The organism is Mycobacterium sp. 360MFTsu5.1 (assembly GCF_000383495.1).
GTDB lineage: Bacteria > Actinomycetota > Actinomycetes > Mycobacteriales > Mycobacteriaceae > Mycobacterium > Mycobacterium mucogenicum_B.
The window spans coordinates 288,375-308,306 of record NZ_KB911466.1 but is presented as its reverse complement, the minus strand read 5'-3'; the positions used below and the strand labels follow the sequence as shown (position 1 = coordinate 308,306).

At 67.4% G+C, this 19,932-nt stretch carries 21 protein-coding genes; 6 read left to right on the top strand and 15 right to left on the bottom strand.

Annotation, left to right across the window (positions count from 1 at the left end; translation table 11 throughout):
* Nucleotides 1-41 precede the first annotated feature (41 nt).
* The 7 genes from H289_RS0113730 to H289_RS0113700 all read right to left on the bottom strand — a co-directional run bounded on the left by H289_RS0113730 (nt 42) and on the right by H289_RS0113700 (nt 7,339).
* A complete protein-coding gene (locus H289_RS0113730) occupies nt 42-761 on the bottom strand; it encodes a PP2C family protein-serine/threonine phosphatase (protein WP_020101375.1) in 720 nt (239 codons plus the stop codon).
* Nucleotides 762-910: 149 nt separating this feature from the next.
* A complete protein-coding gene (gene tuf / locus H289_RS0113725) occupies nt 911-2,101 on the bottom strand; it encodes an elongation factor Tu (protein ID WP_020101374.1) in 1,191 nt (396 codons plus the stop codon).
* A gap of 90 nt (nt 2,102-2,191) precedes the next feature.
* Nucleotides 2,192-4,294 carry an elongation factor G gene (gene fusA / locus H289_RS0113720; RefSeq protein ID WP_020101373.1) on the bottom strand — a complete coding sequence of 701 codons (2,103 nt, stop codon included), beginning with the start codon at nt 4,292-4,294 and terminating at the stop codon, nt 2,192-2,194.
* A gap of 111 nt (nt 4,295-4,405) precedes the next feature.
* Complete coding sequence (rpsG, locus tag H289_RS0113715) at nt 4,406-4,876, bottom strand: 30S ribosomal protein S7 (RefSeq protein WP_020101372.1); 471 nt, start codon at nt 4,874-4,876, stop codon at nt 4,406-4,408.
* Complete coding sequence (rpsL, locus tag H289_RS0113710) at nt 4,876-5,250, bottom strand: 30S ribosomal protein S12 (protein WP_020101371.1); 375 nt, start codon at nt 5,248-5,250, stop codon at nt 4,876-4,878. The genes rpsG and rpsL overlap by 1 nt, the downstream gene beginning before the upstream one ends.
* A gap of 299 nt (nt 5,251-5,549) precedes the next feature.
* Entirely contained in the window at nt 5,550-6,116 is a 567-nt protein-coding gene (locus tag H289_RS0113705) for a SecDF P1 head subdomain-containing protein (protein ID WP_020101370.1), read from the bottom strand.
* A gap of 581 nt (nt 6,117-6,697) precedes the next feature.
* Nucleotides 6,698-7,339 (bottom strand): TetR/AcrR family transcriptional regulator, encoded by a 642-nt coding sequence (locus H289_RS0113700; RefSeq protein WP_020101369.1) that lies wholly within the window; start codon nt 7,337-7,339, stop codon nt 6,698-6,700.
* A 239-nt stretch (nt 7,340-7,578) separates the two neighbouring features.
* Between H289_RS0113700 and H289_RS0113695 the strand changes: the two genes are divergently transcribed.
* Together H289_RS0113695 and H289_RS0113690 are read left to right on the top strand one after the other, a co-directional pair.
* Complete coding sequence (locus H289_RS0113695; protein WP_051128482.1) at nt 7,579-7,947, top strand: DUF3060 domain-containing protein; 369 nt, start codon at nt 7,579-7,581, stop codon at nt 7,945-7,947.
* Between the two features lie 47 nt (nt 7,948-7,994).
* Complete coding sequence (locus H289_RS0113690) at nt 7,995-8,417, top strand: DUF3060 domain-containing protein (protein ID WP_020101367.1); 423 nt, start codon at nt 7,995-7,997, stop codon at nt 8,415-8,417.
* A 3-nt stretch (nt 8,418-8,420) separates the two neighbouring features.
* Here H289_RS0113690 and H289_RS0113685 read toward each other — a convergent pair whose 3' ends face one another.
* The 4 genes from H289_RS0113685 to H289_RS0113670 all read right to left on the bottom strand — a co-directional run bounded on the left by H289_RS0113685 (nt 8,421) and on the right by H289_RS0113670 (nt 12,533).
* Complete coding sequence (locus H289_RS0113685; RefSeq protein WP_020101366.1) at nt 8,421-9,185, bottom strand: crotonase/enoyl-CoA hydratase family protein; 765 nt, start codon at nt 9,183-9,185, stop codon at nt 8,421-8,423.
* The gene (locus tag H289_RS0113680; RefSeq protein WP_171024525.1) at nt 9,185-9,898 is read right to left on the bottom strand and encodes a PaaX family transcriptional regulator C-terminal domain-containing protein; all 714 of its coding nucleotides are present in this window, start codon (nt 9,896-9,898) and stop codon (nt 9,185-9,187) included. The genes H289_RS0113685 and H289_RS0113680 overlap by 1 nt, the downstream gene beginning before the upstream one ends.
* Nucleotides 9,899-9,912: 14 nt before the next feature.
* Entirely contained in the window at nt 9,913-10,830 is a 918-nt protein-coding gene (locus tag H289_RS0113675; RefSeq protein ID WP_036420552.1) for a crotonase/enoyl-CoA hydratase family protein, read from the bottom strand.
* 80 nt (nt 10,831-10,910) lie between these two features.
* Nucleotides 10,911-12,533: an acyl-CoA dehydrogenase family protein gene (locus tag H289_RS0113670; RefSeq protein ID WP_020101363.1), complete on the bottom strand. Its 1,623-nt coding sequence runs from the start codon at nt 12,531-12,533 to the stop codon at nt 10,911-10,913.
* A 160-nt stretch (nt 12,534-12,693) separates the two neighbouring features.
* On the opposite strand from H289_RS0113670, the gene H289_RS0113665 reads away from it, so the two are divergent.
* Complete coding sequence (locus tag H289_RS0113665; protein ID WP_029105196.1) at nt 12,694-13,488, top strand: MBL fold metallo-hydrolase; 795 nt, start codon at nt 12,694-12,696, stop codon at nt 13,486-13,488.
* A 27-nt stretch (nt 13,489-13,515) separates the two neighbouring features.
* Here the strand turns inward: H289_RS0113665 and H289_RS0113660 are convergent, their stop codons facing one another.
* Nucleotides 13,516-14,928 (bottom strand): amino acid permease, encoded by a 1,413-nt coding sequence (locus H289_RS0113660; protein ID WP_020101361.1) that lies wholly within the window; start codon nt 14,926-14,928, stop codon nt 13,516-13,518.
* A 31-nt stretch (nt 14,929-14,959) separates the two neighbouring features.
* Nucleotides 14,960-15,709 (bottom strand): deoxyribonuclease IV, encoded by a 750-nt coding sequence (locus tag H289_RS0113655; protein WP_020101360.1) that lies wholly within the window; start codon nt 15,707-15,709, stop codon nt 14,960-14,962.
* Nucleotides 15,710-15,783: 74 nt separating this feature from the next.
* Here H289_RS0113655 and H289_RS0113650 point away from each other — a divergent pair, with 74 nt between their 5' ends.
* Genes H289_RS0113650 through H289_RS0113640 form a run of 3 tightly spaced genes read left to right on the top strand, consistent with a single transcriptional unit; the run spans nt 15,784 to nt 18,369 of the window.
* Nucleotides 15,784-16,842: a type III polyketide synthase gene (locus H289_RS0113650; protein WP_029105195.1), complete on the top strand. Its 1,059-nt coding sequence runs from the start codon at nt 15,784-15,786 to the stop codon at nt 16,840-16,842.
* A 4-nt stretch (nt 16,843-16,846) separates the two neighbouring features.
* Nucleotides 16,847-17,356, top strand: a complete 510-nt coding sequence (locus H289_RS0113645; RefSeq protein ID WP_020101358.1) for an isoprenylcysteine carboxyl methyltransferase family protein — start codon at nt 16,847-16,849, stop codon at nt 17,354-17,356.
* Nucleotides 17,353-18,369: an NAD(P)/FAD-dependent oxidoreductase gene (locus H289_RS0113640; RefSeq protein WP_020101357.1), complete on the top strand. Its 1,017-nt coding sequence runs from the start codon at nt 17,353-17,355 to the stop codon at nt 18,367-18,369. The genes H289_RS0113645 and H289_RS0113640 overlap by 4 nt, the downstream gene beginning before the upstream one ends.
* Before the next feature lie 6 nt (nt 18,370-18,375).
* Here the strand turns inward: H289_RS0113640 and H289_RS0113635 are convergent, their stop codons facing one another.
* Both H289_RS0113635 and H289_RS0113630 read right to left on the bottom strand, forming a co-directional pair.
* Nucleotides 18,376-19,083: a sensor domain-containing protein gene (locus H289_RS0113635; protein ID WP_020101356.1), complete on the bottom strand. Its 708-nt coding sequence runs from the start codon at nt 19,081-19,083 to the stop codon at nt 18,376-18,378.
* Complete coding sequence (locus H289_RS0113630) at nt 19,080-19,835, bottom strand: sensor domain-containing protein (protein ID WP_020101355.1); 756 nt, start codon at nt 19,833-19,835, stop codon at nt 19,080-19,082. The genes H289_RS0113635 and H289_RS0113630 overlap by 4 nt, the downstream gene beginning before the upstream one ends.
* Nucleotides 19,836-19,932: the final 97 nt, after the last annotated feature.

Sequence of the window (19,932 nt, the reverse complement as noted above, 5' to 3'; positions counted from 1 at the left end):
TCCTTGATCAGCTGAACCGATGCGAGAGACTCTAGTGCGGCTCAGTCGCCGAGGACGTCCAACAGGACGAACGAGAAATTGTCGGCGGCGCCGTTGGCCCGCGCCGTCCCGATGATGATGGCCGAACCGTCGCCCCGGTCGTTGCACGCCGTGGCCGCCTGCAGATCGTGATGCTCCATCTGCCCGTGCACACCGTCAGAGCACATCAGGTAGCTCCCGGGCTGCAGCGGCGTCGCGGTCAGGTGCGCAGCGATGGGCACGCCCTGCCCGAGCGACTGGGTGATGATGTTGGTCGGCCGGCCCGACGCGTCGAGGACGGCGTCGTCGACCGACACCTGGGTCAGCGTCTCGCCCGAAACCGAATACACCCGGCTGTCCCCGACATTGAAGACGATCACCTCGTCGGCGGTGAGGCAGACACCGGCGATGGTGGTACCCATCCCGGCCAGTTCGGTGTCACGGCCCATGTCGTACAGCCAGTCGCTGACGTACGACAGCGACGACGTGATGTCGTCGCCACCGGTCCAGCCCGGCGACATCGTCGCGATCATGCTCAGCGCCGTCCGGCTCGCCACGTCGCCGCCGACGTGCCCGCCCATCCCGTCGCACACCGCGCAGACGAACGGGGAGCCCGGCTGCATCCGCATCTCCACCAGGACACCGTTGTGCGTCTGGCTGACCCAGCCGCCGACCATCACCGCGTCTTCGTTGCGCTTGCGCCGCAACCCGGTGTCGGTGAATGCCCGCACGTTCACCCGCACGACAGGCCACCCCTCATCGTGTTCCCCTCCATCGCGAACGATCCTGCCATCCTGCCGGTAAAAGCACTGCGTCGACACCTCTTTCTCACCGCAAAACAAAGCGCCGCCCACCCTTTCGGGTGAGCGGCGCTCCGCTTGGAAAAACTAGATCACTTGATGATCTTGGTAACGCGACCCGCGCCGACGGTACGACCGCCCTCACGGATGGCGAAACGCAGGCCCTCGTCCATGGCGACCGGCTGGATCAGCACGACGGAGATGTCGGTGTTGTCACCGGGCATGACCATCTCGGTGCCCTCGGGCAGGGTAACCACGCCGGTCACGTCCGTGGTACGGAAGTAGAACTGCGGACGGTAGTTGTTGAAGAACGGCGTGTGGCGGCCACCCTCGTCCTTGGACAGGATGTAGACGCTGCCCTCGAACTCGGTGTGCGGGGTGGTGGTGCCGGGCTTCACGACGACCTGGCCACGCTCGACCTCTTCGCGCTTGATACCACGAACCAGCAGACCGACGTTGTCGCCGGCCTGGCCCTGGTCGAGCAGCTTGCGGAACATCTCGACACCGGTGACGGTGGTCTTGGTCGTGGTCGGACGGATGCCGACGATCTCGACCTCTTCGTTGACGTTGATCACGCCACGCTCGACACGGCCGGTCACCACGGTGCCACGACCGGTGATGGTGAAGACGTCCTCAACGGGCATCAGGAACGGCTTGTCGGTCTCGCGAACCGGGTCCGGGATGGACTCGTCGACGGCCTCCATGAGCTCCTCGACCGACTTCACCCAGGTGGCGTCGCCCTCGAGCGCCTTCAGCGCCGAGACGCGGACCACGGGGGCGTCCTCGTCGAAGTCCTGAGCGGCCAGCAGTTCGCGGACCTCCATCTCGACGAGCTCCAGGAGCTCCTCGTCCTCAACCATGTCGGACTTGTTCAGCGCGACGAGGATGTAGGGCACGCCGACCTGGCGGGCGAGCAGCACGTGCTCACGGGTCTGCGGCATCGGGCCGTCGGTGGCGGCGACCACGAGGATTGCGCCGTCCATCTGGGCGGCACCGGTGATCATGTTCTTGATGTAGTCAGCGTGACCGGGGGCGTCCACGTGGGCGTAGTGGCGCTTGTCGGTCTGGTACTCAACATGCGAGATGTTGATGGTGATACCGCGCTGACGCTCCTCGGGCGCGTTGTCGATCTGGTCGAATGCGCGCGATTCGTTCAAATCGGGGTACTTGTCGTGCAGAACCTTGGTGATTGCTGCAGTCAGCGTGGTCTTGCCGTGGTCAACGTGACCGATGGTCCCGATGTTGACGTGCGGCTTCGTCCGCTCGAACTTCGCCTTCGCCACTTCTGTGTCCTCCTGGACTTGTTGGTGCTTTGGTTAAGCAGTGTTGATGTGTTCAGTTGTGTGGTCTGCCGCAGCAGAACGGGTCAGAGACTACTGGCCCGTCGCCTTGGCGATGATCTCCTTCGACACGTTCGCCGGAACTTCGGCGTACGAGTCGAACACCATGGAGTAGTTCGCCCGGCCCTGGGTCTTCGACCGGAGGTCGCCGACGTAGCCGAACATTTCGGACAGCGGAACCTGTGCCTTGACGACACGCGCACCGCTGCGCTCCTCCATGGCCTGGATCTGGCCACGGCGGGAGTTCAGGTCGCCGATCACGTCGCCCATGTAGTCCTCGGGCGTGGTGACCTCGACGGCCATGATCGGTTCCAGGATGACCGGCTGCGCGGCAGACGCAGCCTTCTTCAGTGCCTGCGAACCGGCGACCTTGAAGGCCATTTCCGACGAGTCGACGTCGTGGTAGGCGCCGTCGAGCAGCGTCACCTTGAGGTTGACCAGCGGGTAGCCGGCCAAGATGCCGTACTGCATGGCGTCCTGCGCACCGGCATCCACCGACGGGATGTACTCACGCGGGATGCGGCCACCGGTGACCTTGTTCTCGAATTCGTAGGTCGCACCGTCTTCGCCGACGAAAGGCTCGACGTTGATGATGACCTTCGCGAACTGGCCCGATCCACCGGTCTGCTTCTTGTGGGTGAACTCCACGTTCTGCACGGCCTTGCGGATGGTCTCGCGGTAGGCGACCTGCGGCTTACCGACGTTGGCCTCGACCTTGAACTCGCGACGCATGCGGTCCACCAGGATGTCCAGGTGGAGCTCGCCCATACCGCCGATGACGGTCTGGCCGGTCTCCTGGTCCAGGTGCACCTTGAAGGTCGGGTCTTCTTCGGCGAGCTTCTGGATCGCCGTGCCCAGCTTCTCCTGGTCGCTCTTGGTCTTGGGCTCGATGGCCACCTCGATAACCGGGTCCGGGAAGGTCATGGACTCCAGGACGATCTGGTTGCTCGGGTCGCACAGGGTGTCACCGGTGGTGGTGTCCTTGAGGCCGATGACCGCGTAGATGTGACCGGCGGCAGCCGACTCGACCGGGTTCTCCTTGTTGGAGTGCATCTGGAACAGCTTGCCCAGACGCTCCTTCTTGCCCTTGGTCGAGTTGATGACCTGGGCACCGGAGTCGACCTTGCCCGAGTAGACGCGGACGTAGGTCAGCTTGCCGAAGAACGGGTGCGTGGCGACCTTGAACGCCAGGCCCGAGAACGGCTCGTCGGCCGACGGCTTGCGCGAGATGATCTCGTCTTCCTTGCCCGGGACGTGGCCTTCGGCGGCCGGGACGTCCAGCGGGGTCGGGAGGTAGTCGATGACCGCGTCGAGCATGGGCTGCACACCCTTGTTCTTGAACGCGGAACCGCACAGCACCGGGTACGCGGCGCTGGTGACGGTGAGCTTGCGCAGACCGCCCTTGATCTCCTCGATGGTCAGCTCTTCGCCGCCCAGGTACTTCTCCAGCAGCGCCTCGTCGGTCTCGGCGACCGCCTCGATCATGGCGGTGCGGTACTCCTCGGCCTTCTCCTGAAGGTCGGCCGGGATGTCGACGACGTCGTACTTCTCGCCGAGCTTGGTCTCGCCGCGCCAGACCTTGGCCTTCATCTCGACCAGGTCGACGACGCCCTCGAAGTCACCTTCGGAGCCGATCGGCAGCTGGATCGGAATGACGTTCGCGCCGAGGCGGTCCTTCATGGTCTGGACCGAGAAGTAGAAGTCGGCGCCCAGCTTGTCCATCTTGTTGACGAAGCAGATGCGCGGCACGTCGTACTTGTCGGCCTGGCGCCACACCTGCTCGGACTGCGGCTCCACGCCCTCTTTGCCGTCGAAGACGGCGACGGCACCGTCGAGCACGCGCAGCGAACGCTCCACCTCGACGGTGAAGTCGACGTGGCCCGGGGTGTCGATGATGTTGATCTGGTTGTCGTTCCAGAAACAGGTGGTGGCAGCGGAGGTGATGGTGATACCACGCTCCTGCTCCTGCTCCATCCAGTCCATGGTGGCCGCGCCGTCATGGACCTCACCGATCTTGTACGAGATACCGGTGTAGAAGAGGATGCGCTCCGTCGTCGTCGTCTTGCCGGCGTCGATGTGCGCCATGATGCCGATGTTGCGGACCTTGTTCAGGTCGGTCAGCACGTCCTGTGCCACGGCTAGATTCCCACTCTTTCAGTTGCTTTAAGTAAATCCGCGTCGCCCGGGGAGGGCGGTCAGTTGTGAATCAGATGCGCCGGCCGCCGACATTGGCGGCCGGCGATTGAGTCACCAGCGGTAGTGCGCGAAGGCCCGGTTCGCCTCGGCCATCTTGTGGGTGTCCTCGCGTCGCTTGACGGCGGCACCCAGGCCGTTGCTGGCATCCAGGATTTCGTTGGCCAGGCGCTCGACCATGGTCTTCTCGCGGCGAGCCTTCGAGAAGCTGACCAGCCAGCGCAGCGCCAGCGTGGTCGAACGGTCCGGACGAACCTCGACCGGCACCTGGTAGGTCGCGCCACCGACGCGGCGGCTGCGGACCTCGAGGGACGGCTTGACGTTGTCCATGGCGCGCTTCAGCGTCACGACGGGGTCGGTGCCGGTCTTCTCACGAGCCTGCTCAAGGGCGCCGTAGACGATGCGCTCGGCCAGCGACTTCTTGCCGTCCAGCAGCACCTTGTTGACGAGCTGGGTGACCAGCTGCGAACCGTAGACCGGGTCGTTGACCAGCGGCCGCTTCGGCGCGGGACCCTTGCGTGGCATTAGCTCTTCTCCTTCTTGGCGCCGTAACGGCTGCGTGCCTGCTTGCGGTTCTTGACACCCTGGGTGTCCAGCGAGCCGCGGATGATCTTGTAACGCACACCGGGGAGGTCCTTCACACGACCGCCACGCACGAGCACCATCGAGTGCTCCTGCAGGTTGTGGCCTTCACCCGGGATGTAGGCCGTGACCTCAACCTGGCTCGTCAGCTTCACGCGGGCGACCTTGCGCAGCGCCGAGTTCGGCTTCTTGGGGGTGGTGGTGTACACGCGGGTGCACACACCACGACGCTGCGGACTGCCCTTGAGCGCCGCGGTCTTGACCTTGGCGGTCTTGTCGTGGCGACCCTTGCGGACCAGCTGGTTGATGGTTGGCATCTATCGGCTTTCTCTGTTGCGTTCGTACTGCGGTTTAAGTCTCTGTACTGCGGTTTTCGTCCGATCGCATACCCCGCGTCCGGGCGTGTCGCACGAGGCTAGGCACAGACCTTTCGGTGCACCACGGACATGCGAATTGGCCCGGCGTGCAGGCATGCCTACAAACACAATGAATGCAAGCGCCCAAGTCGGCCAGGCACGAACCACCACGATACCAGTACGGACCGCCACGATCCAAACCCGGACAGAGGGCTCAAACCGCAGGTCAGAGCGGTAGAGCCGGGAGCGTGATCAATACCTTACCGCTGGCGCGGCCCCCATCGGGCCATCAGAACCACTCCGATGATGAGGGTGAAGATCACCACGACCCCGCCGCCGAGAACCGCGATGCGTGGTACCGACCAGAACGACGGCGCGATCTGATCCGCCCGCACCGACTGCACCGAGATCGGCAGCGGCAGTGGCCCGCCCACCACCACCGCGGCGAACGACTTCGCCGAATCAGCGGTGAACTGCCCGTGGATCTGGGTGCGCCCCGTCGTGATGGGTTCCAGCAGCGCCGGTGCACTGACGACCTGGGTGTCGACCGTGAACGCGGTCCGGATACCGGTGTTGGCCGCGGTGAACCTCGACCAGACGTCGGCCGCCTTGTCGTCGAAGGTGACGAAGACGACGTAGTCGCCGCGCTGCCCGCCCTGCCGCGCCGAGGCGTCCTTGATCTGGTCGCCGCTGATGATCGACTTGTCCAGCAGATACACCTGCTTGCCGTCGTCGGAGCAGGTGACGAGCGGCAGCGTCGGGTCGTCGTGGTCGGCGAGCGCGTCGGGCTGACCACAGCGCGTGGCCTGGAACTGCAGCGACAACACCTGATCTGCGGCTGGGTGCTCTGCCGCAGCGCCTTTTCATCGGCGATGCGCTGGCTGTCGGCCACCTGCGGAGCCCGAGGTGCGGTGGTCCCGTCTGGTTGCGCCGCAATCGTGTGGAGGACGGGCCTTATATGGAGGCGGCCGACGGCGGTGACGCCGCGCAGCTGCGCCTCGGTGACGTCGGTGGCGGTGACCTCGAGAGTCTTTCCGTCCAGCTCGACGGACACGTCGCGTCCACCGAGGTGGTTGATCCGGGATTCGACGACCTTGCGGGTCTGCGCGAGGGCATCCGGCGCCGTTCCGGGTGGCGCCTGAATCTCGACCGCGGCGTGGACCACCGGGCGAGGCTTGCCTGCGCGCCAGATGTCCCTGGTCACGAAGACCGTCGCGCCATAGCTCAGGATCAGCACCGCCAAGACCAGGGCGACCAGCCAGCGGGGCACACCGGACTGCGCGGCCACGGGCGGCGGCCATGCGGGTGGCATTCCCGGTGGCACCCAGCCCGCCGGTGGCTGGGGCTGTTGCGGTGGCTGGGGCGGCTGCCAGCCGCTGTGCTCGTCAGACATCAGACGCTCCCCCGCTCAAGCCGAGTCGCGCTCGTTCATCCCTCGTGCCAGCCGTACCACCATGTCGGTGAACACCGCGTCGGTGTCGACGCCGTCCATCACGCCCGTCATCTCCAGCAAAACGAAACCGTGTAGGGCCGACCAGAACTCCAGGGCGGCGTAGAAGGCGTTCTCACCGTCGAGCCCGTACGACGCCAGGACCGCGATCACAGGCCCGGCCGCCGCGTGCGTCGCGGCCGTGTACTCGGGATCGTCGCCACCCAGCGGCATCCGCGTGAAGGCCGAGTACCGGCCCGGATGGTGATGGGCGTAGCTGCGATAGGCACTGGCCATGGCCATGACCGCGTCGTCGCGGCTGCGGCCCTCGCCGACCGTGTTGAGCATGCCGATGATGTCGTCGATGACGCGCATCCGGACGGTGCGGCGCAGGTCATCGAGGCTCTGCACGTGGTTGTACAGCGACGGGCCCTTGGTGCCGAGCTGATTGGCCAGCGCATTGATGGTCAGCGCGTCCCAGCCCTCGCGGTCGAGGAAGGTCAGCGCGGCGCTGACGATCGAGTCCCGGCTGAGCTTGGTGGCACGCGCCGTCGCCCGCGACCGCGCCGGCGCAGCCGGTCGGGCATCCCCAACCGCTTGCGACTCTGGCCGAGGTGCCATCTGCCCGTTCCTCCGGTGTTCTATCGTGATTCCACGGACCGCGGCGCGGTCGGTTAACTAATGACTCTAACCTCTGGACGCTGCAGATACGTCGCCATTTGGGCGAATCTTGTAACCGCGTCTCATGGCGAGTCCCACAGAACGGACGAACCCACTCCGCAGCACGTGCCTCGCAACGTAGGCTCCCAGATACCGCACCCCGGTGCACATCATCGCGGACCAGAACGAAGGGAACCATCGTGAGTCGCAAAGCATGGGGAACCGCATTGCTTGCCGGGCTGCTGACGGTCCCGTTCACGGTCGGTGCACCGAACGCCGCCGCGATCAACGATGACACCCACATCGTCGGCACGGGCATCACCCAGACCCTCGACTGCCACAACGGCACCCTGCTCGTCAACGGCAGCGGCAACACCATCACCGCGTTCGGCACCTGCTGGGCCGTCACCGTGCAGGGCTCGTCGAACACCGTCATCGCCGACACGATCGTCAACGACGTCACCGCCTACGGCTTCAATCAGACGGTCATATTCCACAATGGGGATCCGGCACTCATCGACGTCGGGCGCCAACTCGGTTTGGGTAATCGACTCGCCAAGATTCCCTGACCAGGCCCGCACCAGGTGCCGACAACGCCGACAGGGAGGGACACCGTATGAACCCCAACCGAATCGCGATGGCGGCGGGCGTCGCCGCCGCGGCCGCTCTACTGCTGACCGGCTGCGGATCGCAGGACAACAAGACCGGGGGCAGCAGTTCGTCTACGGCAGGCACCTCGGCTGCGCCGACGACGGCGCAGGTCGAGGTGGGCAACACCATCAACTACAGCGCCGTCGGCACCACCCGGGAAATCGATTGCGGCACCGGCAAATCGCTGACCGTGGGCGGCGCCAACAACACGCTGACCGTCAAGGGCACCTGTGCGAAGGCGAACATCGGCGGCACCGACAACAAGGTGACGTTCGACAAGGTCGACCAGGAGCTCGACGTCGTCGGCATGCACGCCACCGTCACCTACAAGGACGGCTCGCCGAAGGTTTCCAACACCGGCACCGGCAACACCGTCACCAAGGGTTAGCGCTCACGCCTGAGCGCCGTGCCGGCCCGCTCCCCCGGCGAACCGCTGCGCGCCCGCGAGCGACTCCTCGGCCACCTGCGCCAGGCTGGCGAACTCGAATTCCATTGCGGATTCCTCGGATTCGCCCCACTGCCGCAGCGCGGACATCCGGTCGGCGCGCAGACACAACTGCGGCAGCGCCGCCAGCTGGTGCGCCAGTTCTTCGGCCTTCGCGCGGGCCTGCCCGTGCGGCACGACGCGGTTGGCCAGGCCGATCTGCAGCGCCTCGGCAGCATCGACGGACCGGCCGGTGAGGATCAGGTCCATCGCGCGGCTATGTCCGATCAGCCGCGGCAACCGGACCGTGCCACCGTCGATGAGCGGGACACCCCAGCGCCGGCAGAACACGCCGAACGTCGCGTCCTCCTCGACGACCCGCAGGTCGCACCACACCGCGAGCTCGAGCCCGCCGGCGACGGCGTAGCCGCTGACCGCGGCGATCACCGGTTTGGACAGCATCATCCGGCTCGGGCCCATCGGCCCCGGGCCCGTGCGGTGCGTCTGATTCATCTCCGGGGTGCCGAACGCCTTGAGATCCGCTCCGGCGCAGAAGGTTCCGTGGTCGCCCCACAACACGGCCACGGCGGCCGAGTCGTCGCGGTCGAACTCGTCGAACGCCTGGTACAGCGCTGCTGCCGTCGGTCCGTTGACGGCGTTGCGGGCCTGGGGCCGGTCGATGATGACCGTCGTCACCGGTCCGTTCTTCTCGACACGCACGGGTTCGGTCATCATGCCTCCATCGGTTCGTCGCGCCGCGCCACCAGTTCGGCGGCGAAGTCTGCATAGGCCTGCCGTAGGTGCTCGCCGGGCCAGTCGGCCGGGAGCAGTTCGGCAGGTAGCACGGGGTCGGCCAACAGGTGCCGGACGATGGCGGCCGCCGCCACGAACCGGCCGGGAACGTCGGCGGCCGAGGCGATCTCGTCGAGCAGTTGGCGGGCGGTCGCGGCCCAGGCGGGCAGGTCCCACAGGACGGCGGCCAGGCCGGCGGGGTCGTCGTCCCGACTGGTCAGGACCCGGGCGTTCGCCGTGATCTCCTCCGGCAACTCACCGGCCAGATTGGCCGGCCGCAGCCACAGACCCTCGCGGAGCTCTCCGAACCTGTTCTGCAGCAGGTCGTTTCGCAGGTCCGCCCGGGTCCGGGCATCGGCCCCGATGGTGGTGATGACGACCGTCGTCCAGTCACCTCGCCAGGGCTTGGTTTTCGGGTCGATGGCGGCATCCTGCCGGCGTTGCCGGGCCAGCAGGCGGTCGGCGAGCCGGTAGCCGTCGGCCGAGCGCACCAGGTCGCCGGCGCTGACCATCCGCGTCAGCGCCACCCGCAGCGTCTGCTCCTTGATGTCGAAATCCGAAGTGAGCCGGACCAACTCGGCCGCGGACGCCCACGCCGGGTGGGCACCCAGCAGCACGCTGAGCACCACCGACCGGGCGGTCATCCGCTTCAGATCAGCCATGGCCGTCAGACCCCGGAGGCAACCCGGCCCGCGTCACCGAACGGATCATCGCGGTGCCGCACCGCCTGCCGGAACCCGTGCTCGACGGCGTCGGCGACGAACGCGTGCCCCTCGGGCGTGTGGCGGGCGATGCCGTCGAACACCGTGCTGACCATGCGGCTGGTCGCGATCCCCTGCTGCAGCAGCGACGTGTTGCACGCCAGCTTCGCCATGATCAGCTGGTTGACGGGCATCGCCGCGATCCGGGCGACGAGCCGCTCGGTGCGTTCATCCAGGTCCTCGGGCTCGGGGGCCTCGACCGCCAAACCCCATTCGGCCGCCTGCGCGCCGGTGATGCAATCCCCCGTGAACAGCAGACGTTTCGCGCGCTGGTCACCCAGGCGATGCGCCCACAACCCGGCCGCCGGCACACCCCAGACGCGCATGGGCGGGTAGCCGATCTTGGCGTCGGACGCCGCGATCACCTGGTCGGCGTGCAGCGCGATGTCCGTGCCGCCGGCCACGCAGTAGCCGTGAATCTTCACCACGGTCGGTTTGTCGCAGTGCATCAGGCTGGAGAAGCCACGGACGAACCGGCTCATCATCTGGTAGTCGATCATCGGGTCCCAGGGCTGGTTCGGCAGGTGGTTGACGGCCTGCGTCTTGCCGTCGAGCACCGTGCCCTGATGCTCGGCGCCGCCGGCGGCTCCCGTGCCGTCGGCGTACGCGCTCAAATCGAAACCGGCACAGAAGCCTTCACCCCGGCCGGACACCAGGATCACGTGCACGTTCGGATCGAGGTCGGCCCGTTCGACGCACGCGGCCAGCTCCAGCGGGGTGTCCGCGACGATCGAGTTGCCCTTCTCCGGCCGGTTGAACGTGATCCGGGCGATGCGATCGGCGACCTCGTAGGTCATGGTCTTCAGGTTGTCGAAATCCACCAGCTCAGCCTTCCCGCGGGCAGGCGTAAAACTGTCCCAAACGGGGATATCGGGACAGTTTTGCGCCTGCTCGGCAGTTGAAATCAGCCCTTGACGAGGGCGCGTTCGATGATGGGCGCGAGGTCGAGGCCGGTCGGCAGCGTGCCGAACGCGCCGCCCCACTGGCGGTCGAGGCGGCTGACGAGGAATGCCTCGGCCACCGCGGGGTGACCGTGGCGCACCAGCAGCGCGCCCTGCAGGGCCAGCGAAATGTCCTCGGCCACCTTGCGTCCGCGGTATTCGAGGGTCGCCGGATCGGTGAGCTGTGCCTTGAGCGCGTTGACGTGGGCGTCCAGACGGGGGTCCTGTGCCTGCGCCAACTCGTCGAACAGCACCTCGATGCACTCGGGCTTTGTCGCCATGGCCCGCAGCGTGTCGAGCGCGCTGACATTGCCCGAACCTTCCCAGATGCCCATCAGCGGGGCTTCGCGGTACAGCCGCGGCATGCCGGATTCCTCGGCGTAGCCGTTGCCGCCGAAGCACTCCATCGCCTCTGCCGCGTGCGGCGTCGCGCGCTTGCACACCCAGTACTTGGCCGCGGCCAGACCGATTCGGCGGAACAGGGATTCGCGTTCGTCGCCGCGGACGGCGCGGTCGGTGGCGCCGGCCATGCGCATCGCCAGCATGGTGGCGGCCTCGGCCTCGACGGCCATGTCGGCCAACACGTTGCGCATGAGCGGCTGGTCGATCAGGTACGCCCCGAAGGCCTTGCGGTGCTGGGCGTGGTGCACGGCCTGCGTCAGGCCGGTGCGCATACTCGTGGCGCTGCCGAGCGTGCAGTCCAGGCGGGTCAGGTTGACCATCTCGATGATGGTCGGCACGCCGCGGCCCTCCTCACCGACCAGCCAGACGGTGGCGCCGTCGTACTCGATCTCGCTGGAGGCGTTGGCGTGGTTGCCGAGCTTGTCCTTGAGCCGCTGGATGAACATGCGGTTGCGGGTGCCGTCGGGCAGCACGCGGGGCAGGAAGAAGCACGACAGTCCGCCCGGCGCCTGCGCGAGGACGAGGAACATGTCGCCCATCGGCGCCGAGGTGAACCATTTGTGGCCGCGCAGCGAGTAGCTGCCGTCGCCGTTGGGGGTGGCCTGCGTGGTGCCGGCGCGGACGTCGGAGCCGCCCTGCTTCTCGGTCATCGACATGCCGGCGGTGATACCGGCTTTGGTGGCAGGCACTTTCAGCTCGGGGTCGTAGACCCGGCTGGTCAGCAGCGGTTCGTAGACCTTGGACAGCTCGGGGTTGAACCGCAGCGCCGGGACGACGGCGTAGGTCATCGAGATCGGGCAGACGTGGCCCGGCTCCGGGGTCCAGGCCGACATCTTCGCCGCGCGGACGACGTGCGCACCGGGACGGTCGTCGGCCCACGGTGCGCCGTGCAGGCCGTGCGTCACCGCGGCGTTCATCAGCTGGTGGTAGGCGGGGTCGTATTCGACCTCGTCGACGCGGTGCCCGTAGCGGTCGTGCGTGTGCAGGATCGGGACGTTGCGGTCCGCGAGTTCACCCCAGCGCTGCGCTTTGCGGCTGCCGCCGAGTTCGCCGACGGCGTGCACCTCGTCGACGCCCCACTCCCCGCCCTCGCGGATCAGGGCCTCGGCGAGTGCCGGGAAGGTGGCGGGGTTGTAGTTCTCCAGGGGCGGAACCTGATTGGTGACGACGTGCGTATCAGCCATATCCCCACTATTACACTTTTACGACAGTCGCACAAGAACTGTATATATGAATGGCCGAACGCGGTCGGGCCATCAAGTGAAAAAATCTCATTACACTCGCGACGAAGCTGACCGATGAGTGCCGGCGGTCAGCAGACACGCAACTCCCAGGAGCCCCACCATGCCTCTGGCCCAACAAGGTTGTGCTGCATTGGTTGTCGGCGGCCCGACCACCGTGCTCGATCTCGGCGGACTACGCATCGTCAGCGACCCGACCTTCGACGCCCCCGGGCCACAGGGGTACTTGACGAAAACCCAAGGCCCGGCCGTCACCGAGGAACAAATCGGCACCGTCGACGTCGTCCTCGTCAGCCACGACAACCACGCTGACAACTTCGACGAGCGCGGCCGCGCCTTCGCCAAGAACGCGCCGTTGCTGCTCACCACCATGGGCGCAGCCAGACGCCTCGGCAGCCCAGCCGTCGGATTGCGACCGTGGAGCACCTACACCCTCACCCGGCCCGACACCGGCGAGTTCAACGTCACCGCCGTCCCTGCCGTCCACGGGCCCGAAGACGGTGACCGGGACCCCGACGGGTACGTCAACTGCGAAGTCATCGGGTTCGTGCTTTCCGGCAGCACGGTGCCCACCGTCTACATCAGCGGCGACAACGCCTCCCTTCGCACTGTCGCCGAGATCGCCCGTCGCGTCGGCACCATCGACGCAGCCATCCTGCACGCCGGCGCCGCCCGCGTGCCCGGAAAGTTCCGGCATCGACCGGTCAGTCTCGACAGCATCCGAACCGCGGCCGCCGCCGCGGTTCTGGGCGCCCCGGTCAACATCCCTGTTCACTACGACGGTTGGGCACACTTCACCGAAGGCCGCGACGACATCGCACGCGCCTTCGACGACGCCGGTATCACCGCCGCCCTGCGCATCGCCGACCACGGCACCTGGCTGTCGTTGCAGCCGTAGGCGGTGCCGCGTCGGGGCTGCGATTTGCTAGTGCCGCGTCACGACCTCGGTGGCACGGTCGCCGCGGTGCACGAAGTAACCCAGCGTCACGATGACGAACCAGATGGCACCCACGAGGATCGCCGTGCGTCCGTCGTCGGTGAAGAACAGCAGCACGACGACGAGCGCCAGGAACCCGAGCGCCAGGAACGTCGTGTAGGGCGCGCCCGGCAGGCGGTAGTCCGACGCCGGCAGCACGCCGGCGGCCACCCGCTGGCGATAGATGAAGTGCGACACCAGGATCGAGCCCCACACGAAGATGATGCCGATGGTCGACACCGAGGTGATGTAGGCGAACGCCTTGTCCGGCGACAGGTAGTTCACCAGGACGCCGACGCCCATGGTGAGGGCCGAGAAGCAGATGGCGAGCATCGGTACGTGCCGGCTGCTCAGCGACTGCAGACCGGCGGGCGCATCGCCACGCTGGGCGAGACTGCGCACCATGCGGCCCGTCGAATAGATGCCCGAGTTGCACGACGACAGCGCCGCCGTCAGCAGGATGAAGTTCACGATGCCCGCGGCGGCGGGGATGTTCAGGTACTGGAACACCGCGACGAACGGGCTCTGGCCGGCGTGGTAGTGCCGCCAGCCCTGGATCGACAGGATGACGATCAGGGCGCCGACGTAGAACAGGCCGATGCGGAAGGGCAGCGTGTTGATCGCCTTGCGCAGCGTCACCTTCGGGTTCTCGGCCTCGCCCGCGGTGACACCGACGAGCTCGACGCCGACGTAGGCGAACACCACGATCTGCAGGCTCAGCAACGCCGAGCTGAACCCGGTCGGGAAGAAGCCGCCGTCGTTCCACAGGTTGTTCAGGCTCGGGCCGGTGGCCGGGCCGAAGCCGGCGATCGGCAGCAGCACACCGATGCCGATGATGATCATGCCGATGATCGCGGTCACCTTGATCATCGAGAACCAGAACTCGGCCTCACCGAAGATCTTCACCGAGATCAGGTTGGCCACGAACAACACCAGCAGGACGACCAGCGCCGTCACCCACTGCGGGATGTCGTGCCCCCATGGCCAGTACTGCACGTACTTGCCGGCGACCGTGATCTCGGCCATGCACGTCGTGGCCCACACCGCCCAGTACGTCCAGCCGTTCGCGAACCCGGCGAACCGGCCCATGAACTCCTCGGCGTATTCCGAGATGCTGCCCGACACCGGGCGGTAGACCAGCAGCTCACCGAGCGCGCGCATGATGACGAACACGGCCAGGCCCGCCGTGAGGTACGCCAGGATCAGCGCCGGACCGGCCTTCTCGATGGCCCCGCCGGCGCCGTAGAACAGGCCGGTACCGATGGCCCCGCCGATCGCGATCATCTGCACGGTTCTGGCGGACAGGCCACGCTCGTAACCGGCGTCGGGTGTCTCTGTTACCTCAGTGTTGGCGTCTTGCACCCGACGGGTTTATCACAATTGTCGGTGCTGACTAAACGTTCTCGCGGAGGAACGCGATGTCGTCCTTGCGGCCGTCCTCGGACGTCTCGCAGATGACGGGAGCGTCCGCAGCGCGGACCACCGCTGCCAGCAACTGCGGGTCGATCTGGCCCGAACCGAAGTTCGCGTGCCGGTCGGCCCCGGAACCGGCGGCGTCACGGGAGTCGTTGCAGTGCACCAGATCGATGCGCCCGGTGATCGACTTGATGCGCTCCACCGCGTCGACCAGCGCCTCCCCCGCCGCCCACGCATGGCAGGTGTCCAGGCAGAAACCGATGCCCTTGTCGCCGATGCGGTCCCACAGCCGCGCGATGGTGTCGAAGTGCCGCGCCATGGCGTGATCGCCGCCGGCGGTGTTCTCGAGGTACACGGGCATGTCGGTCTTGAGGGCGTCGAGCGCCTTCACCCACCGCTCGAAGCCGGCGTCCATGTCGTTGTCGTCGGCGTGTCCGCCGTGCACGATCACGGCCGTCGCGCCGATCTCGGACGCGGCATCGCACGTGTCCTGGAGGATCTTGCGCGACGGGATGCGCACCTTGTTGTTGGCCGATGCGACGTTGATCAGGTACGGCGCGTGGACGTACAGCGGCACCGTCGCGGCGCGCAGGATCTCGGCGTCCTCGCGCGGCGCGGGTTTCTTCCAGCTCTGCGGGTTGCCGAGGAAGAACTGCACCACATCGGCACCGTCGGCGGCGGCCGCGGCCAGAGGATCGGTGTTGTCGACGTGCGAACCAATCAGCATGTGGCCCAGCCTAGTTGCGTGGTGCATGTGAACCGATCCGACCTGGATCTCGTGGTCTGGGTAGAGGAGGGATGATGAGCGTAATCGCAAGTGTCCGTAGCGAACTGCCGCCCCACCGCTATACCCAGGAACAAATCACCGATGCGCTGCTGGAGCTCCCCGGTTACGCCGAGCACGAGGACGCCATCCGCAAACTGCACCGCAGCGCGCGGGTCGAGACCCGCCACATGGTGCTGCCGCTGGCGGACTATCCGGATCTGACGGACTTCGGCCGCGCCAACGACGTCTTCATCGAACACGCCGTGGCCCTCGGCTGCGCCGCGATCCGCGGGGCGCTCGACGATGCCGGGCTGGAGCCCGCCGACGTCGACGTCATCTACACCACCACCGTCACCGGGGTGGCGGTGCCGACGCTGGATGCCCGGATCGCGGGCCGCATCGGGCTGCGGCCCGACGTGCGGCGGGTGCCGTTGTTCGGGCTGGGGTGCGTCGCCGGTGCCGCCGGCGTCGCGCGGGTCGACGACTACCTGCGCGGCGCACCCGACGGCGTCGCGGTGCTGCTGGCGGTCGAGCTGTGCTCCCTGATGCCGAAGACCGAACCGTCGATGGCGACCGTCGTCGGTTCCAGCCTGTTCGGTGACGGTGCGGGCGCCGTCGTCATGGTCGGAGACCGGCGCGCCGAGACCGTCGACACGGCAGGACCCGAGGTGCTCGATTCCCGTAGCCACCTCTATCCCGACTCGGAACGGACGATGGGCTGGGACATCGATTCGAGTGGCTTCCGCCTCGTCCTGTCACCCGATGTGCCGAAGGTCGTCGAGACGTACCTCGGCGACGACGTCACGAATTTCCTTGCCGCGCATGGCCTCGAGACCGCCGATATCAGCACCTGGGTCAGCCACCCCGGCGGGCCCAAGGTGATCGAGGCGATCACCGCGACACTGGGCCTGCCCGACGACGCCCTCGAACTGACGTGGCGATCGCTCGCCGAGGTCGGCAACCTGTCGTCGGCGTCGGTGTTGCACGTGCTGCACGACACCATCGCCAAGCGTCCGCCCCCGGGCAGCCTCGGCCTGATGATGGCGATGGGACCGGGGTTCTGCTCCGAACTGGTCCTGCTGCGGTGGCGCTGATCCGGTGGCCTGGTACCTGGCGCTGATCGCGGCCGTCGCTGCCGAGCGGCTCGTCGAGCTCGTCGTCTCCAAGCGCAACCTGGCGTGGTCACTGGCACGTGGCGGCACCGAGTACGGCTTCGGCCACTACCCGGTCATGGTGGTGTTGCACGTCGGGTTGCTCGTGGGGTGCGTGCTCGAACCCGTGCTGCTCGACCGCCCGTTCCTCCCCGCACTCGGCTGGCCGATGCTCGCCGCGGTGCTGGCCTCGCAGGCCCTGCGGTGGTGGTGCATCGCCACGCTCGGCCCGCAGTGGAACACCCGCGTCGTCGTCGTGCCGGGCGCGTCGCGGGTCGTCAGCGGTCCGTACCGGTGGCTGTCGCACCCCAACTACGTGGCCGTGGTGGTCGAGGGATTCGCACTGCCGCTGGTCCACACCGCCTGGCTGACGGCCGCGGTGTTCACGGTGCTCAACGCACTGCTATTGCGCACCCGGCTGCGCGTCGAGAACACCGCGCTGGCGAGCCTGTCGTGATCGACCTCCTCGTGATCGGCGGTGGTCCGGCAGGGTTGGCGACGTCGCTGTGCGCGGCCCGCGCGGGTCTGGAGGCGGTCGTTGTCGAGCGGCGGCCGGGCACGCTGGACAAGGCCTGCGGCGAAGGCCTGCTGCCGCACTCGCTCGCCCAGCTGGACCGGCTGGGCGTGACGGCACCGGGCCGGACGCTGCGCGGCATCAGCTATCACGCGGGCGCGACAAGGGTCGAGGCTCCGTTCCGTGACGGTGTCGGCCGCGGGGTGCGCCGCACGACGCTGCACGCGGCGATGTCCGACGCCGCCCGGGCCGCCGGGGTCAAGGTCGTGCAGGCGGCGGCCGCCGAGATCACGCAGGACGCGGACGGCGTGCGGGCGGCGGGGATGCGTGCCCGCTATCTGGCGGCGGCGGACGGCCTGCACTCGGCGATCCGCCGCGACCTCGGGCTGGCGCGACCGGCTGACGGCCCGCGCCGCTGGGGTATCCGGCGGCACATCCAGATGACGCCGTGGACCGACAACGTCGAAGTGCATTGGAGCCGTGAGGCCGAGGCGTACGTGACGCCGGTGGCCGACGACTGCGTCGGCATCGCGATCCTGTCCGCCGGCCGCGGCGGCTTCGATTCGAAGTTCGCGGTGTTCGACGAGCTGCGTCAACGGGTCGAGGGACACGAGTTCGGTCCCGACCTGGCGGCCGGGCCGTTGCGGCAGCAGGTACGGGCGCGCGTCGCCGGCCGGGTGCTGCTGGTCGGCGACGCCGCGGGCTACGTCGACGCGTTAACCGGCGAAGGCCTCGGGTTGGCGTTCAGCGCGGCCGAGGCACTGGTCGACTGCGTCGTCCGCGACCGGGTCGACGAGTACGACCGCCGCTGGCGCAACCTGACCCGGCGCTACCGGCTGCTGACCGAGGCGCTGGTGCGGGCCGGCTCGGTGCCGGTGGTCCGGTCCCGCATCGTCCCGGCCGCAGCCGCCCTGCCTTGGGTGTTCGCGGGCGCGGTGAACCAACTCGCCCGCTGAGCAACCTCAGTGCACCTTGTCCAGGATGCCGTTCAAGATGGCAGTCGCTGGACCTGCCGGATCCGGCGAACACACCACGTTGTCGACGACGACCGCGTTCTTGGCAGCCAGCGTGCGCATGCACTGCATGGGCCCGAACGCGTACGACAACGACAACGAATCTCCGCCCGCCTGCAGCGCATTGTCGTGTTGGGTACCGCTCTGGTCACCGATCGTTATCCCGACGTCGATGTTGGCGCACTGCTGCCAGACCGGCTGCTGCGCCGCGATCATGGCACGCGCGGCGGCCGGGTCGGCGAAACCGACGACGCCCTGGGTCACCTGCACCATCACCGACGCGGTGCTGGTGTAGCTCACGTAGTAGACCCCGGTGTTGCCGCTGGCATCGAGGGCCGCCCGCATACCCGGTGTCGCGACGACGCTGCACTGCGGGGGCGTGAAAACGACGCTGAGGCCGTCGCTGCCGCGGCGCCAGGTGGAGATCTTGACCATCGTTGGGTCGTTCATGATCCGGCGTAGTTCGTCGGTCGGCAGGACCAGGGGCTGCAGATCGGCCCCGGGCGGTGGTGCTGCCGTCGGACTCGGCGCCGACGATGTGACGGTCTGCGGCGCGGCAGTGGGACTGCCGTCGACAGCAGAGGTGCACGACGACAGTAGTGCGGCCGCAGCGAAAACCGTTGCTGGCCAAAGCTTCAGGCACAGAGAATTCGTCATGCCGGCACCTTCGCGACGATCTGGTTGACCAATGCCGTGGCCCCGGCACCGACGGCGGCGGGATCACTGCCGCACACCGTCAGATCGATCACGACGTTGTTCCGGGCCGTGATGCCCCGCCCGCAGGCCCAGCCGGGTCCCGGCGGTGCGGTGCGGTTGTTGACGACGGTGTTGACGCCACCGGCGACCGATGCCGTACCGACGGTGAAGGTCGCGGGTGTGGCCATCTTGACCTGGATCTGCTTGCCGGCACACCCATGCCACGCGTTGACCGTCGACGTCACCAGATCCTGCGCGTCCTGCGCCGTCTCATAGAGGACGGCAGAGACGGTGGCCAGGAAGGTACCCGAGCCGTCGGCCGGCGCGTAGTCCTGGGTGCGGACCAGCACGACGGGCGTCTCCGAGTACGGCTGGATGGCGGCATCGGAGAGCGCACTCACGCAGGTCATGTCCGAGGCGTAGTCGTCGGGCAGCAGGTCAAGCGAGTCGTGGCTCTCGCTGATCCCGAGGTTCGGGACGTTGACGGCCGCGCTCACCTGGCCGGGGTCCGGCATGAGCCCCTTGAGCTGCGGTACCTGCACCAGGGGTCCGGCCGGTGGTGGTGGCAGTGGCGGCGGTGGCGCGGTCGACGCTGAGGTCGACGTTGTGGTCGACGTTGTGGCCGGGCTGCCGGCGTCGCCGGATTGACAGCCCGCGCTGGTCGCGACGATGAAGACGGCAGCACTGACCGCCGTGATGGTGCGTGTTCGCATGTGATCCTCCCCCGGAACGATCCTGACACGTCGTTCGGAGACCAGGACACACGAAAATGAAAAAGGCCCCCGCGCAGAGCGCGAGGGCCTTCTCCTT

Bases quoted from the DNA above. Each gene is read 5' to 3' on its own strand.
- rpsG (WP_020101372.1), bottom strand. From the start codon at position 4,876: ATGCCACGCAAGGGTCCCGCGCCGAAGCGGCCGCTGGTCAACGACCCG.
- rpsL (WP_020101371.1), bottom strand. From the start codon at position 5,250: ATGCCAACCATCAACCAGCTGGTCCGCAAGGGTCGCCACGACAAGACC.
- H289_RS0113700 (WP_020101369.1), bottom strand. From the start codon at position 7,339: ATGGCACCTCGGCCAGAGTCGCAAGCGGTTGGGGATGCCCGACCGGCT.
- H289_RS0113690 (WP_020101367.1), top strand. From the start codon at position 7,995: ATGAACCCCAACCGAATCGCGATGGCGGCGGGCGTCGCCGCCGCGGCC.
- H289_RS0113685 (WP_020101366.1), bottom strand. From the start codon at position 9,185: ATGACCGAACCCGTGCGTGTCGAGAAGAACGGACCGGTGACGACGGTC.
- H289_RS0113670 (WP_020101363.1), bottom strand. From the start codon at position 12,533: ATGGCTGATACGCACGTCGTCACCAATCAGGTTCCGCCCCTGGAGAAC.
- H289_RS0113665 (WP_029105196.1), top strand. From the start codon at position 12,694: ATGCCTCTGGCCCAACAAGGTTGTGCTGCATTGGTTGTCGGCGGCCCG.
- H289_RS0113655 (WP_020101360.1), bottom strand. From the start codon at position 15,709: ATGCTGATTGGTTCGCACGTCGACAACACCGATCCTCTGGCCGCGGCC.
- H289_RS0113650 (WP_029105195.1), top strand. From the start codon at position 15,784: ATGAGCGTAATCGCAAGTGTCCGTAGCGAACTGCCGCCCCACCGCTAT.
- H289_RS0113635 (WP_020101356.1), bottom strand. From the start codon at position 19,083: ATGACGAATTCTCTGTGCCTGAAGCTTTGGCCAGCAACGGTTTTCGCT.
- H289_RS0113630 (WP_020101355.1), bottom strand. From the start codon at position 19,835: ATGCGAACACGCACCATCACGGCGGTCAGTGCTGCCGTCTTCATCGTC.